This window comes from Vibrio sp. V39_P1S14PM300 (genome assembly GCF_009904765.1).
GTDB lineage: Bacteria > Pseudomonadota > Gammaproteobacteria > Enterobacterales > Vibrionaceae > Vibrio > Vibrio proteolyticus.
In genome coordinates this window covers 1-13,379 of the sequence record NZ_WXWP01000299.1, presented here as the reverse complement: position 1 = coordinate 13,379, position 13,379 = coordinate 1, and the positions used below count along the sequence as shown (strand labels likewise).

The following is a 13,379-nucleotide window of genomic DNA, read 5'->3' as shown; positions in this document are numbered from 1 at the left end:
AAGCACCGGGAATATCCCGGTGTTTTTGTTTCTCTGTCCTTTGCTTACAGAGCGTTGAGCACGTCCGCCAGACGACGAACAGCCTCGGTCAGCTCTTTGGGTTCGGCGTTGGTGAAGTTCAAACGCAATGCGGCCGGTGCACCTTCTGGTTGAGGGTAGAAAACAGGGCTTGGTACCACCGCGACTCCGTTGGAAAGCAACGTTTTGGCAAGTGCAAAAGTGTCACATTGGGGAATAGACAGCCAGACAAACATGCCACCGTCGATAGATTTGAGTTCACAGGTATCAGGCAACAGAGCACTTAGGGTTTCATGCAGAACCTCGTAGCGTGACTTGTACAACTGACGAATGTTTTCCATGTGCAGATCGAAGTTGTCATGCTCCAGCAAGCCGAGCAGCAATGCCTGCATTGGAACGCTAGAGTGCAGATCCGCGCCTTGTTTTACTTTAATCAGTGGTGCCAGGTACTCTTTTTTACCGGAAACCGCACCGATGCGTAGCCCCGGCGAGGCTATTTTAGAAAAAGAGCGCAATACGATAGAGTGCTGAGGGCAGAAATCCGAGACCAGAGGTAACGCGTCACCCCGGAAACGGAGTTCACGATAAGGGGCATCTTCGATAAAGGCGACGTTATAGCGCTCACACAAATCGGCGACTTGTTGGCGTGTGTCCAGCGCCCAGCAAACACCGGTCGGGTTGTGAAAGTCCGGTACAGCGTAAAAAATTTTAGGCTGACGGGTCTTAAACACTTCCTCTAATTGCGTTACATCTGGGCCGAATGCCGTTTGAGATACGGTAGCAATATCAGCCTGAACCAGACCAAAAACCTGCATCGCACCAAGGTAGCTCGGTGCTTCCATGACAACCACATCACCGGGGTTGATGTAAGCACGTGCAATCAGATCCAGCCCTTGTTGAGAGCCGGTACATGCCATGACATCGTGGCTTTCCGGCAGTGCAAAACGTACTTTTAGGTGCTCGAGTAGCGGCCCATAACCTGCGGTCGCGCCATATTGGAAAACGTGCGCCATATTGGCCATGTTTTCAAGCGTCGGCTTCATTAACTCGATAGGAAATGTCTTCTCATCTGGCAAGCCGCCGGCCAGAGAAATAACGTTCTTATCACTGGCTGCGGCCAGAATTTCTCTGATGTACGACGATTGAATCTGTTGCAGAGAGTGAGTAATTTCCATGTTGTGTTCCTGTATTTATTCGAATTTTATGATAGTTCGATAGTACAAGTCGTTGCGTTGGTTTGTTTGTCCATTTATGCTCTTCAACATGTCTATTTATGCTATTTAGTCGATGAGTCAGCAACACATATCCCGAATCAATGACGTGCTTTACCATATTCACCGCGACATCAGTGGTGCGCTCTCTGCAAAAGAACTGGCCGATGTCGCGGCGTATTCTGAACAGCACTTTCACCGTATTTTTAAACAAGTGGTTGGCGAATCGATTCATCAGTATGTGCGAAGAACGCGCATGGAATATGCCGCGAATCAACTGATGTTTGATCCGCGGTCGTCGGTATTAGAGATCGCCAACAAGTGCGGTTTTAACTCTTTGTCTTCGTTCAGCAGGGCCTTCAAGGCCACTTTTGAGATGGCGCCTGGCCAATGGCGCCAGCATGATCTTCAGGTGTCGGACAAACCGTATCTGAAAGATCCTGAAGTGGCTGCTGGCTATCATCGTGTGTACGGAAAACCCTTACCATCGCCGAAAATCATTGAAACACCTGAGCGCATGACGGCGTATGTTCGCCATCAGGGTTACAATAGGTCTATTAGGAACAGCTGGCTGATTTTAAAAGCCTGGGCTAACGCCGAGCAGCGAGATTTCGCAACGCAGTTTGGTTTGCACCATTCCAATCCCGCGTGGATAGAACTAAACCAATGCCGTTATGTCGCGTGTATTGAGATTGATAAACCCATCAAACTTCGTGGAATCGTCAACCAGATGACCATTCCGGGCGGTTTGCATGCCGTGTTCTGCTTGCGTGGCGTTTATGGGGAGTTGCTGCCACAAATCAGCATGGTGCTGGAAACCTGGTTACCTGGCTCTGGGTTCAAGCTCGGTGCGACGCCTGCGTATGTCCACTATCATCAGAATCACTTCCTGAACGACAACGAACAGTTCGAACTCGATTTTTACTTGCCAATCAGCTTTTTCTGATCGCCGCCTGCAATATCGTTCAATACCCATTGGGCAGGGAGGATTACGCTTGTCAAAAAGTGAGGAGCGTAATCATGGACAATGTTTGGATTGCAATGGTGGTGTTTGCATTCGTAGGGGCGGTGACGCCGGGGCCGGTCAATATCTTGGCAACCAGCACGGCAGTCAGCCGCGGGCTATCAGCGGCGTTAATGCACGTAGCGGGCGCCTCCATCGCTTACGCCCTGGTGGTGTATTGTTCAGGCAGTGTGCTGCAAAGCGTATTGAGCCGCCTACCGAGACTGGAGTTTGGGTTGCAGTGTGTCGGTAGTGTCTTTTTATTCTATCTGGCATACAAAATTTATACTGCGCCAGTGACAGCGGTTGGCGAAGCGGGCGCCACTGTCTCCGGCTTCTGGACAGGGTCTATGACTCAATTTCTTAATCCCAAAGCCTGGTTGTATGCTGCCTCGGGTGTGAGTTTGTATGTGCTTGGGCAGACGCAGCAGGATGTGTGGCTCATCCATTTCACATTAGTGTCGTTAGTGGTGTGTCTGTTCGGCGTCGGTATTTGGGCCGTAATTGGAAGAATGTTGTCCGGATATCTTGAAAATCCGTTTCAACAACGTACTTTTAACAGAGGAATGGCTGTATTGCTCGGCTGTTCAATTGGTCTGATTTGGCTGTAAACACAAGGATGATTCATGAAAAAGGACCGGAGTGCCCATTTCAAGCTAAGTACGCAGTTGCCTTGGGTTGAGTTGCGGGTCGCTGACAACAGTTCGGCGTGTTACGAGGCTCATTCACACGATGAGTTTTCTTTCGGAATCATCGATCAGGGCGAGGCCCTGTATCTCAATCGCGGCAGGCGGCATACCATCGGAAAAGGTGACATTGTCACGATTAACCCTGCGGATGTACATGCGTGCAATCCGCATCAAGGGCTTTGGTCTTACCGGATGTTGTTTGTCGATACTCGCAAAATGGGAGAGTGCCAACAGGAGGTGTTGGATGATGTATCATTTGACTACCAGCCATTTCGCTACGATCTGGAGCGTAATCCGTACCTCAAACAAGACTTTCTCAACTTGTTTTCAGCCTTACATTCAGAGAGTGATCGGTTGACCGCAGAGAGCCAGTTGTTCCGGTTTATTGCGCGCAGCTTCCAGCTCAAAGATGTATCTCGGACACAGGTTCCGTTAGATGTACCGGGCATACAAAGAGTGCGTGATAAATTGCTGGATGAACTCGATTCTGCGCATCAACTTAGTGAACTCGCTGAGGAGGCCAACATGAGCCGTTACCAACTGTTGAGGGCGTTTCAACACCATTTTGGTTTGTCACCGCATGCCTATCTGATGGATGAGAAAATCAAACGCTCTAAGGTGTTACTGAAACGAGGTCAAGACATCGCGGGCGTGGCGCTGTCTCTGGGGTTCTCTGATCAAGCGCACTTTCAACGCCAGTTTAAACGTAAAGTGGCGGTCACACCGAAATACTATCAGTCTCATTTCGTTTAACCTGACGCTGACGTCTCAATGTCTAAAATTGACGATTTTTTGTCCTGCTTTCATGCCTGAGTTGGCATCATATTCCGTGATCAAGTGCTACATTGATTGATGAGATAACCATCCCTTCCATTTATCTGAACGGTTAAAAGAGGTAGATATGTTAGGCGAAAATCACTCACTGACTCACGAATTTCCAGAACATCTGGATACCATCACTGAGCTTTGTAAACTTGACGAAAGCTTTGCTCAAAATGCCAAACACTATGATGCTCTGGATAAAGAGATACGGGTTCTTGAACTAAGAGGGGCTCCTATCGACGACAGGGCCATGAACCAGCTTAAAATGGAGCGCGCAGAGTTAAAAGATACGCTTCATCGTCATCTGGTCAACGGCAAATAGTGACGCAGGGTAGTATCTCTCATTGGCCGCCTGTCTAGGCGGCTTTTGACTTTCTGACAGTTATCCATCGGCGGGTGTTGGTTATTCTGCTGGCTGAACGGGTAAGATTTCATCAACCTCGCCTGAGAGATTTATTGAACTCCGACCACTGGTCGCCTGTGTACTCCTAGAGATGCAATAACACAGGAGTATACAGTGCGTAAGATCTTAGCTTTAGCGGCAGCGTTCATGCTGGCAGGGTGTGTCAGTCCTCATTCAGTGGCGGACAACCGGGAGTGTGTCGGTGTGATGTCGTCTGAAGATGCGTATGGCTACCTTAATCCCAACCATTACACCATGCAGGTCCTGGCGCTGAGACAAGAAAAGGATGTCAAAGATTACATCCGCTATATCGACCCAAAACATCCGGTATGGGTAAACTGGAAAGCGAGCCGGGGTACACGCTGGTATACCGTTACGGTAGGCGATTTCGCAACCAAGCAAGAAGCATACAACGCGCTTTCATCGCTACCGGGCAAAGTGAAGCAGTCGCAGCCCTTTGTGATCAGTTTTGCTGAAATGAAACGTAAGCAACAGACGAACGTCGTCCGGATGCGTTGATCATCCGCTTAATCGATGTTTGCTGGTTAGGTGGATGCAGCATTCACCTGAATGTCATACCAAGCCCTCAATTGAGGGCTTGGTTGTTATTTGGGCGATGAATGTGGTGCATCGCCTCTTATCATGCTCAGTAAGCTATAGTAATTAAAGACAAAATATTGAGTGCAGCTTGCAAACTTTGGCGTATGATAATTCTTTTGAGGAGGTATGAATGGGGTTTAACGAAGTCATTTTAGCCGATTCTATTTACCTTCCACCTTTCCTGCGAGTTGTGTTGCTTGGCCTGTTGATTTGGGCCGTGTTACATCAAATACTCCGACCTGTTCTGCACTCTGGCCATATCTGGCATCCGTCACTGGCTGACTTGTCACTTTTTATCATCAGCCTGGCTGCGAGTCTGAAAATTTTGATGTTGTGAGGGAATCCAATTGCAATTCATTAAACGTTACGGCTTAACCATAGTTTTAACGCTCATCGCGATTTTCATGGCACAGTGGATTTGGCATTACTACATGGCGGCGCCTTGGACGAGGGATGGGAAGATCAATGCCGACATCGTCAGTATCTCTTCTGACATCGCCGGCAAAGTTACGGAAGTCCGGGTAAAAGATAATCAGCTGGTAAAGCGGGGAGATATCTTGTTTGTTATCGAGCCCCAGCCTTATCAGATTGCTTTGGAACAGGCGAAAGCCTCGTTGCAACGTGCGACAGCGGAACAAATCAAAGCGGAACACATTGCCAAGCGGCGCAGAAACATGCCATCGGGCACCATACCGGCTGAGAGTATTGATGATGCGATCAATGACGCGCTGGCGGCAAAAGCCGCTGTTGCAGAAGCGCAAAGTGCAGTAGACCATGCCACTTGGTCACTGGAAAGAAGTCAGGTTGTGGCTCCAACCGATGGCTACGTGACCAACCTTAAAGTGCGTCAGGGCCACTACACCCAAGTGGGAGAGTCACTGGTGGCGCTGGTCGACAGTGAATCATTTTATGTCACCGGTTATTTTGAAGAGACCAAGCTTAGCCACATTCAGGTAAACGATAGAGCCAAAATCACGTTATACAGCAACGATGAAACCCTGACTGGTGTGGTGGAAAGTATCGGCCGGGCGATTGCTGATCAGAGTGTCGACAGCGCCAGTTCACTCATTCCGTCCGTTAAGACCAATGTTCCCTGGATTCGGCTGGCGCAGCGCGTACCGGTTCGCATTAAACTGAATACGTTACCTGCACACGCCCTGTTGGTTGTCGGCACCAGTTGCACTGTGGTTGTCACTCCTCAATGAATAAGGCGTTAGCTACCGTGTTTCAAAAGCTGCCCTGGCGAGATACGCCTTGGGGGGCTGCCAGTCCGGATTTGTGGCGCAGTAGTCTGAGGATTGCAATCGGAATGTGTCTGGCATTGGCGGTCGCATTTTACTTTCAGTTGCAACAGCCTTACTGGTCGATGGCCACGGTGGCGGTGCTGCGTCAGTCCACAACAGGTAGCTTATTGACGCGTTCACTCGCGCGGATCGTCGCTACGGTCGTTGGTGGAGTGATGGCGATGATCATCGCGGGCTGGACCATGAATGAACCCTGGCTTTTGGTATTCTGTGCTGCGTCCTGGCTGGCGCTGGTGTCTTACGTGTCTTCGATTCAGGTTCGGGACAACGCCTACGGCATCGCTATCATGGGGTACACCAGCTCGTTAGTGCTGTTCAGCTCGATCAACAGTGTCGGGCTGGAATCTTTGTATTACACCACCAATTGGCGGATCAGCGAAGTGATCGTAGGCATTGTCTGCTCTGCGTTGATGCTGGCGATTATGCCAGATTCATCGAACGACAAACTCAAATTGCACCAGGCTTTAAGTGCAATGCGTTCGCAACTGCTGGATCACGCCATCGAGATGTGGCGTGAAAAGGAAAGCGACAAAGCGGTCTCCGTCTTGTTGGGGTTTGTCGGCAGAATCATGTCGGTCAATCTGCTTCGGGTTCAGGCGCTGTGGGGAAATCTGGAGTCCCGGCGTAATAAAGCAGTACTGAATTATCTGATGCATTTATTGTTTCGGATGCACTCGCAGTTGACGGCAATGCGGCGCTTTTTTATTGATTGGGAAGAGAAACCAGAGAGCCTCAGAAGCCATGTCCGGGAGTATCTGGATTTACTCAAACAGCCTGAACCGTGTCGTTACCAGGTGGCGCGCGTATTGGCGAAAATGTATCCCGACGCACGCAACGATCATCGTTACTATACGATCTGGGAACGCTTGCAACATTTTCAGCAATTGCAGTTCAGTTATCTGCGTTGGCTAAAGCACCTTAATGCACCGCAAGCCTCAAAGCTTCGCGCTGAGCCTCCCAAAGGCACCCGAGTTGAAGACATTATTGAGCACAAACAGGCGGGTTATAACGCGCTGCGCACGTTTGCTGTGATTGTCGTATCTTGCGCGTTTGTTATCGGCACACAATGGGACAAAGGCAGCTCATTCATGTCGCTGGCAGCCATGATGTGCATTATGTTCTGTACCCGCCCGTACCCACATTTGGTGATTGCGCCAGCGATTAAGGCCATTCTGGTGCTGGCGGTGTTCTGCTTTTTCTTCAAGTTTCTCGTATTAGTGCACGTCTATGACTTGAGTGTGTTTCTAATGCTGCTGTTTCCTTTACTGGTGACGATGAAACTGCTCGAAGGGTTGGCCGAGCCAAAGAACAAGGCTTTTATTCTGTTTCTTATCGTGATGTTAGGTTCATTGCTGATGATTACCGATCCGCCAGTCTACGATGTTCAGTCTTACCTGAATTCGGTATTGGCGATGTCTCTTGGTCCGTGTCTGGCGCTGCTGTCATTTGCGCTCATCCAGCCTCACAAAGACAAAGAGTGGGGAGCTTCTATCATTGACATTATTCGTCGTCAGTTTAGTGGTCAGTTGAGGGCAAGACCACGAATGAATGAAGAGCATTTTGCGGCGTTTATTTACCAGCACGTCAACCTCGCGTTGCAACGTAAGGACATGACCGTCAGGAAGTGGGTTTTACGCTGGGGCGTTGTGATGATCAATGTTGATCATGTTTTGTGGTGTTTACGGCGTTGGCATTCTCGCGATCCTGTACTTCAGGAAGCCAAACGCCAGGTCATGGCGGAGGTGAGTAAGGTGATTATTCGCGACGCTTATGATCGCAAACAAATCGACGAGCTGGTGGCACGATTAAAGGCAATGATAGACGGGCTGGTCACACATCACAGCTCGGAATATCGAATGTTGGCCAGCATGGTCTGGCGTTTGCGATGTGCGTTATTGCCATTATCAACCGCGAATATGACGCCACAAGAGTTGGCTGATCATTAACTCAGTGCTCCCTTATTTCTGTTCCACAAGAGGGGGCTGCGACAGTATTCTAAACCAATAACCAATAACCAATAACCAATAACCAATAACCAATAACCAATAACCAGGATGACTATGTATACAGGGAAATGCCATTGCGGCAACGTCACGTTGACCATTCCACGTTTAACCGAGACCACAACCAGTTGCAACTGCTCGATCTGCCACCGCTATGGCGCATTGTGGGGGTACCTGACTTGTAATGAGGTCCAGGTGGATATCGGGCAGTTTGGTCTGGGCAGTTACGAACATGGCGACAAATGCATTAGCTTTAAACATTGTAATCAGTGCGGTTGTGTGACGCACTACACCGCAACGGAAGCGTGGGATAGTGATCGTCTGGCGGTGAACTATCGGATGTTTGACCCCGGAGAGGTGGCGAACATCGATGTCCGCTATTTTGATGGCGCTGACAGCTGGACGTTTCAGGATTAATACCCGTTCACTATCAGCGATACTCCAGGAGCCACTGCTTGAATAGGGTTTGCGCTTTGGTCTCAGTTTGACTTTGGAGTTTTGTTAGCCAGTAGGAGCCGTTGTCGAGAAAGATATCGAAGGGTTGGATGAGCTTCTCTTCCATGAGTGTTTTTTCAAACATAACGGGAGGCGCTAATGCAATCCCGAATCCCTGAATTGCGGCTTCAATCATCGAAACGGATGAATCAAAGGTGATGCTGTTGAATCTGGACTTAGGTAGCGGTATATGGGCTTGTTGAAACCACAACGCCCACTCCTCAGGATTGTATGAACGCAGCAAGGTGTAGCCCAGAATGTCCTGCGGTTTCTCTAAGTGATGGCCGATCGTTTTGTTGCAAAGCACAGTTAAAGGGGCAGGAAACAAATGCCCTGCTTCGGTCGCATGCCATCTGCCTTTGCCATAACGAATAAAGAAGTCCAGCCCTTCGGACACGGGATCCGCCACGTTGTTGTTGGTCGAGATTCTGACATCGATATAGGGAAAACGTTCATTGAAGTCTTTGATTCTTGGGAGCAACCAGTTCAGAGCGAAGGTGCCCACCGCACCAACACTGACCACTTCTCGGTGAATTCCTTGTTCAAGCATTTCTAGCGTATCGGTCATACTGTCAAACGCATTTTTAACCACCGGCAATAACATCATTCCTTCATCGGTCAGCGCTAATCCCCGCGGAAGACGATAAAACAGCGCTCCCCCCAGTTGCTGTTCCAACATCTTAACCTGCTGACTGATCGCCGCCTGCGTGACACAGAGCTCGATAGCGGCTTTGGTGAAGTTCAAATGCTTAGCAGAGATAAGAAATGCCCTCAGGGCATTCAACGGTAGATGTGTGATGTTCATGATTAGATCTTAGTTAAACTTATGGCTGAGTTTAGTTTTAACACATTGTTCTCTGATACGTCTATCCTTACGATTGGTGTGTTTCTAGAGTGATATATATTAAAAATCAATAAGTAATAGTTATAAATGGAGAGGTTCACTTCAATGTGTGTGAGAAAACTAACCATCAATGCAATAGCTCTGGCTATGTTGTTTGCGCCTGCCGTTAACGCGGCTGGCGTGGGAGAAAAACTAAAAAGCGAGGTCGACAAACAGGCTCAAGCATTGATGCAGAACTATCATATTCCGGGTATGGCGTTTGGTGTTGTCATTGAGGGGAAGGCGTATTTTTACAATTACGGTGTGGCTGACAAAGCGCAAAACCAGCCTGTGTCTGAAGCGACGATTTTTGAGTTGGGTTCGGTCAGCAAAACATTCGCAGCCACGCTGGCGAGCTACGCGCAGGTGAAGGGGCAACTGTCGTTAACGGATACGGCGGAGCAACACATGCCAGAACTGAAAGGCAGCACTATCGGTGCGCGAACCTTGCAAGAGTTAGGAACGTACCTCGCAGGCGGGTTACCGTTGCAGTTTCCAGATGCGGTGAAAAACAATCGGGATATGGTTCAGTACTATCGGAATTGGGGCGAAGTGTACCCAAGCAACACTAAAAGGCTCTATTCGAACCCCAGTATCGGTCTGTTTGGCTATATCGCCGCGTTAAGCCTGAAAGAGGACTACGCGTCCGTTATGGAAAAAAATGTGTTTCCAGCACTGAGTATGTCCAATACCTACATCAATGTGCCGGATAGTAAAATGAAAGAGTATGCATTTGGTTATAACGCGAACGGCGAAGCCGTGAGAGTGAATCCGGGTGTACTGGATGCAGAGGCGTATGGGGTCAAGTCTACCAGTTCGGACATGGTACAGTACATCAAAGCCAACCTGGGGTTGGCCGTGGTCGCACCTGATATGCAGCAGGCACTGGTCAATAACCGGATCGGCTTCTATCAGTCCCGTACTTTTACGCAAGGTTTAGCGTGGGAGATGTACCCGTACCCCAGCCAACTCAATGCCCTTTTGGAAGGAAACTCGACGGATGTGGTCATTAAGCCTCAACCAATTCAGATCAACATGCCGCCGACACCACCGACGAACGAGGTATGGGTCAACAAAACAGGCTCGACCGGTGGATTTGGTGCCTACGTGGTCTACATTCCAAGCCAAGAAGCGGGTATCGTGATTCTTGCCAATAAAAACTACCCAAATCAGGAACGAGTGAAAGCGGCATTCCATATTCTGCAGGCAGGATTAGAGCAGTAAGCGCAACCAGGGTCGATAACGTTTGAACACTCATGTCCGCGGTTGGCGAGCATGAGTGTTTGTTTATTGAGCCAATAGGATGGTGAACACGGAACCCTGATTAATCTGCGACGCCAACTTCAACTGACCACCTAAATTCTCGGTCATCGCTCTGGCGAGAGAAAGTCCGAGGCCATAACCCTCAACATTACTGCGGCTTGCATCCACACGATACAGACGCTCAAAGATCAGATCTTGATATTGGGGGGCGATACCGATTCCGGTGTCCGTGACCTGAATCTTTATCTGGTTATCGTCGGTTCGTTGGGCGCTGAGCGTAACCTGACCGCCAGATTGTGTGTACTTGATGGCATTATCAACCAGGTTCACCAGCACTTGAGTCAGTTTGTCCGGATCAGACTGTACTACCAGTGCTTCGTCGGCGGTAACGCGCAATTCGATCTGCTTTTCGTCAGCCACATCTTCATACCAGCTGGCTACAGTATGCATGACCTGATGGAGGTCGGTGGCCTCGTATTGTGCTTGCTGCTTCCCAGTGAGTTCGTCATTCAGTTTCATCAATGCAGTCAGCATGTTACTCGCTTGCATGGCGTATTCGGCGCAGTCAGCCAGGGCATGTTGGGTTTTGTCTGCATTGTTCTCATCCGTTAACGCCGATTGGGCGCAAAGTGTGATCCTTGATAGTGGCGTGCGGATATCGTGAGCAATGGCGTCCACCGTGGTGTTCAGGGTCGTCGTGACATGATGAAGTTGCGTAATCGCATCATGAACGCTGGCGCTGATTACACTCAGGCCTTGCAGGTCAGCACGTGGTGGGTCGGCGATGTCCAGATTGCCGTGACGTAATTTGTGTAACATATCGCCCAACGTCACTAGTGGTGACATCGCGCGATGGATGATGCGTCGGGTGAACAGGGTGGTGATGCCAATTAGGACAAGCATTGCGTAGAAGGTCATCAACCACTGTTTGTAGGCGATGGTGTAGCGCGCTTTGTTATCCAGAATCAGCCAAAAATCTTGGGTTTCACCGGTTATTTTCAATGACATGAACGGGCTGAATACGAAGGCGTTGAACCAGGATTGGTTGTCTGTGGTGTCGGTCGCCAGATCAATACGTCTTGGTATATTTCCATCACCAGCAATAAATCGGGGCACACTCAGGTCTCCTGTCGGTACAGCGAAGGCGGCAATGTTGTTTTCAATCAGGCGGTGTGGGTTCGCGGTTAAAACATGCACCAGACGCTCGGCGGAATCGTAGGTGAGAATACGTTGATACTCGGTCGCCATGGAGCTGAGAATTTTTCTCTCCGTACGGTACAAGTCAAAAAAAAACAAGGTACCGACGATCAGTTCAACCAATAGCAAACAGAGCAATAACAACGACATAAATCGCAGCAGTAGAGTGCGCCGCGCTTTAATCAGCGCTTGCTCAATGTTGTGATTTGAGGACATAGCCGACTCCCCGCAGTGTATAAATCATCGGGTGCTCAAAACCTTTGTCCACTTTCCCTCTCAGACGACACACCAGTACATCGACCACATTGGTTTGTGGGTCAAACTGGTGGCCCCAAACGTATTCCAGAATAGCCGTTTTGGTGATGACTGTTTCCGGATGTTCCATCAGTAGCTTAATCAGCATGAATTCACGCTGATTAAGGTGTACCGGGATGTCGTTACGTTTGAGCGAGTGTCTGAGCAAATCAAGAGATAGTTCGTCATAGCTCAGTTCATGCGGATTGGTTTGTTGCTGTTTGCCTCGGCGTGTCAGTGACTGGCAGCGTGCCATGAGCTCAGGAAAGGCGAATGGCTTGACCAGATAATCATCCGCACCGGATTGCAGACCTTTAACACGCTCTTCTACGGAATGCTTGGCGCTGAGAATGATCACCGGTGTGGTGTGGCCTTCTCCGCGAAGTTGGGCCAGGACTTCAAAACCATCTTTTTGTGGCAGCATAATATCCAACACAATGACATCGAAGGATTCACTCACGGCCTGATACAGGCCATCGACGCCGTTGTTGGCGTGTGTGATGGCGCAGCCTTCCTGTAGAAAACCATTGGTTAGAAAGTGTGCGATGTGTGCATCATCTTCAATTAATAATATTTTCATGGTTTTCCCGTCATTCTCTGCCACCAACTCAACTCACTTCACACTTTACCAACAACCGGGTTTGAATATAACCAACATTACATCTTCGTAATGTTGGGGAAAGTCTGCGGTAATAGACGATTCGTTAGCATGTTACTGCTGAATAAGACAACCTATGACAGGAGTAAACATGAAAAACATCAAATTAACGTTACTGACGGCTTCTATGAGTTTTCTGGCTTTGTCCGGCAACGCGTTGGCTGCCAACCAATCTCATACCGTGTCCGTCACACAAATTTCATCTAAGAGTGCATTCTTGCTGGCTCAGGATGCGGTCAACCAGTGTGAAGCGAAAGGGTACAAAGTTTCTGCCACGGTAGTCGATGTGTCGGGTCAGGTATTGGCGCAGCTTCGTTCTGATGGTGCCGGTATACACACGCTGGATAGCTCGCGTAAGAAGGCGTTTACCGTTGCCAGTATGAAACAACCGTCAGGTAATCTGATGAAGCTGGTTGCTGAAAAGCCAATTATGCAACCACTGCAAAATATGGATGACAATCTGCTGTTTCTGGCAGGGGGCGTTCCGTTGCAACTCAATGAGACGTTCATTGGTGCTATTGGTGTAGGCGGTGCTC

Annotated in this window: 15 protein-coding genes; 11 read left to right on the top strand and 4 right to left on the bottom strand. The window is 49.2% G+C overall.

Going from position 1 to position 13,379, the window contains the following annotated elements; all coding sequences use genetic code 11:
• Positions 1-44 precede the first annotated feature (44 nt).
• Positions 45-1,193 carry an aminotransferase-like domain-containing protein gene (locus tag CAG65_RS15250; protein WP_161454192.1) on the bottom strand — a complete coding sequence of 383 codons (1,149 nt, stop codon included), beginning with the start codon at positions 1,191-1,193 and terminating at the stop codon, positions 45-47.
• A gap of 112 nt (positions 1,194-1,305) precedes the next feature.
• On the opposite strand from CAG65_RS15250, the gene CAG65_RS15245 reads away from it, so the two are divergent.
• The 9 genes from CAG65_RS15245 (at position 1,306) to CAG65_RS15205 (ending at position 8,470) form a co-directional block, all read left to right on the top strand.
• Positions 1,306-2,175, top strand: a complete 870-nt coding sequence (locus tag CAG65_RS15245; RefSeq protein WP_161454191.1) for an AraC family transcriptional regulator — start codon at positions 1,306-1,308, stop codon at positions 2,173-2,175.
• A gap of 74 nt (positions 2,176-2,249) precedes the next feature.
• Entirely contained in the window at positions 2,250-2,843 is a 594-nt protein-coding gene (locus CAG65_RS15240) for a LysE family translocator (RefSeq protein ID WP_161454190.1), read from the top strand.
• Positions 2,844-2,858: 15 nt separating this feature from the next.
• A complete protein-coding gene (locus CAG65_RS15235) occupies positions 2,859-3,674 on the top strand; it encodes a helix-turn-helix transcriptional regulator (protein WP_021703443.1) in 816 nt (271 codons plus the stop codon).
• 148 nt (positions 3,675-3,822) lie between these two features.
• A complete protein-coding gene (locus CAG65_RS15230) occupies positions 3,823-4,065 on the top strand; it encodes a YdcH family protein (protein WP_021703442.1) in 243 nt (80 codons plus the stop codon).
• Between the two features lie 195 nt (positions 4,066-4,260).
• Positions 4,261-4,665 carry an SPOR domain-containing protein gene (locus CAG65_RS15225; RefSeq protein ID WP_021703441.1) on the top strand — a complete coding sequence of 135 codons (405 nt, stop codon included), beginning with the start codon at positions 4,261-4,263 and terminating at the stop codon, positions 4,663-4,665.
• A 211-nt stretch (positions 4,666-4,876) separates the two neighbouring features.
• Positions 4,877-5,083 carry a DUF1656 domain-containing protein gene (locus CAG65_RS15220; protein WP_021703440.1) on the top strand — a complete coding sequence of 69 codons (207 nt, stop codon included), beginning with the start codon at positions 4,877-4,879 and terminating at the stop codon, positions 5,081-5,083.
• Between the two features lie 10 nt (positions 5,084-5,093).
• Positions 5,094-5,951, top strand: a complete 858-nt coding sequence (locus CAG65_RS15215; protein ID WP_202599414.1) for an efflux RND transporter periplasmic adaptor subunit — start codon at positions 5,094-5,096, stop codon at positions 5,949-5,951.
• A gap of 17 nt (positions 5,952-5,968) precedes the next feature.
• Positions 5,969-7,996 (top strand): FUSC family protein, encoded by a 2,028-nt coding sequence (locus CAG65_RS15210; RefSeq protein ID WP_161454189.1) that lies wholly within the window; start codon positions 5,969-5,971, stop codon positions 7,994-7,996.
• A gap of 114 nt (positions 7,997-8,110) precedes the next feature.
• Positions 8,111-8,470, top strand: a complete 360-nt coding sequence (locus CAG65_RS15205; RefSeq protein WP_040902102.1) for a GFA family protein — start codon at positions 8,111-8,113, stop codon at positions 8,468-8,470.
• 13 nt (positions 8,471-8,483) lie between these two features.
• On the opposite strand, the gene CAG65_RS15200 is transcribed toward CAG65_RS15205, so the two are convergent.
• Positions 8,484-9,353 (bottom strand): LysR family transcriptional regulator, encoded by an 870-nt coding sequence (locus CAG65_RS15200; protein WP_161454188.1) that lies wholly within the window; start codon positions 9,351-9,353, stop codon positions 8,484-8,486.
• A 144-nt stretch (positions 9,354-9,497) separates the two neighbouring features.
• Here CAG65_RS15200 and ampC point away from each other — a divergent pair, with 144 nt between their 5' ends.
• Positions 9,498-10,655: a class C beta-lactamase gene (gene ampC / locus CAG65_RS15195; protein WP_161454187.1), complete on the top strand. Its 1,158-nt coding sequence runs from the start codon at positions 9,498-9,500 to the stop codon at positions 10,653-10,655.
• Positions 10,656-10,718: 63 nt separating this feature from the next.
• Here ampC and CAG65_RS15190 read toward each other — a convergent pair whose 3' ends face one another.
• Both CAG65_RS15190 and CAG65_RS15185 read right to left on the bottom strand, forming a co-directional pair.
• Positions 10,719-12,107 carry a sensor histidine kinase gene (locus CAG65_RS15190; protein ID WP_161454186.1) on the bottom strand — a complete coding sequence of 463 codons (1,389 nt, stop codon included), beginning with the start codon at positions 12,105-12,107 and terminating at the stop codon, positions 10,719-10,721.
• Positions 12,085-12,765, bottom strand: a complete 681-nt coding sequence (locus CAG65_RS15185) for a response regulator (RefSeq protein ID WP_161454185.1) — start codon at positions 12,763-12,765, stop codon at positions 12,085-12,087. Before CAG65_RS15185 ends, CAG65_RS15190 begins: the two co-directional genes overlap by 23 nt.
• Positions 12,766-12,934: 169 nt before the next feature.
• Between CAG65_RS15185 and CAG65_RS15180 the strand changes: the two genes are divergently transcribed.
• The coding region (locus CAG65_RS15180; RefSeq protein ID WP_161454184.1) for a GlcG/HbpS family heme-binding protein at positions 12,935-13,379 on the top strand (445 nt) is incomplete at its 3' end.

Coding starts and splice junctions, on each gene's coding strand:
- CAG65_RS15240 (WP_161454190.1), top strand. CDS start 2,250: ATGGACAATGTTTGGATTGCAATGGTGGTGTTTGCATTCGTAGGGGCG.
- CAG65_RS15190 (WP_161454186.1), bottom strand. CDS start 12,107: ATGTCCTCAAATCACAACATTGAGCAAGCGCTGATTAAAGCGCGGCGC.
- CAG65_RS15235 (WP_021703443.1), top strand. CDS start 2,859: ATGAAAAAGGACCGGAGTGCCCATTTCAAGCTAAGTACGCAGTTGCCT.
- CAG65_RS15205 (WP_040902102.1), top strand. CDS start 8,111: ATGTATACAGGGAAATGCCATTGCGGCAACGTCACGTTGACCATTCCA.
- CAG65_RS15230 (WP_021703442.1), top strand. CDS start 3,823: ATGTTAGGCGAAAATCACTCACTGACTCACGAATTTCCAGAACATCTG.
- ampC (WP_161454187.1), top strand. CDS start 9,498: ATGTGTGTGAGAAAACTAACCATCAATGCAATAGCTCTGGCTATGTTG.
- CAG65_RS15250 (WP_161454192.1), bottom strand. CDS start 1,193: ATGGAAATTACTCACTCTCTGCAACAGATTCAATCGTCGTACATCAGA.
- CAG65_RS15245 (WP_161454191.1), top strand. CDS start 1,306: ATGAGTCAGCAACACATATCCCGAATCAATGACGTGCTTTACCATATT.
- CAG65_RS15200 (WP_161454188.1), bottom strand. CDS start 9,353: ATGAACATCACACATCTACCGTTGAATGCCCTGAGGGCATTTCTTATC.
- CAG65_RS15220 (WP_021703440.1), top strand. CDS start 4,877: ATGGGGTTTAACGAAGTCATTTTAGCCGATTCTATTTACCTTCCACCT.
- CAG65_RS15185 (WP_161454185.1), bottom strand. CDS start 12,765: ATGAAAATATTATTAATTGAAGATGATGCACACATCGCACACTTTCTA.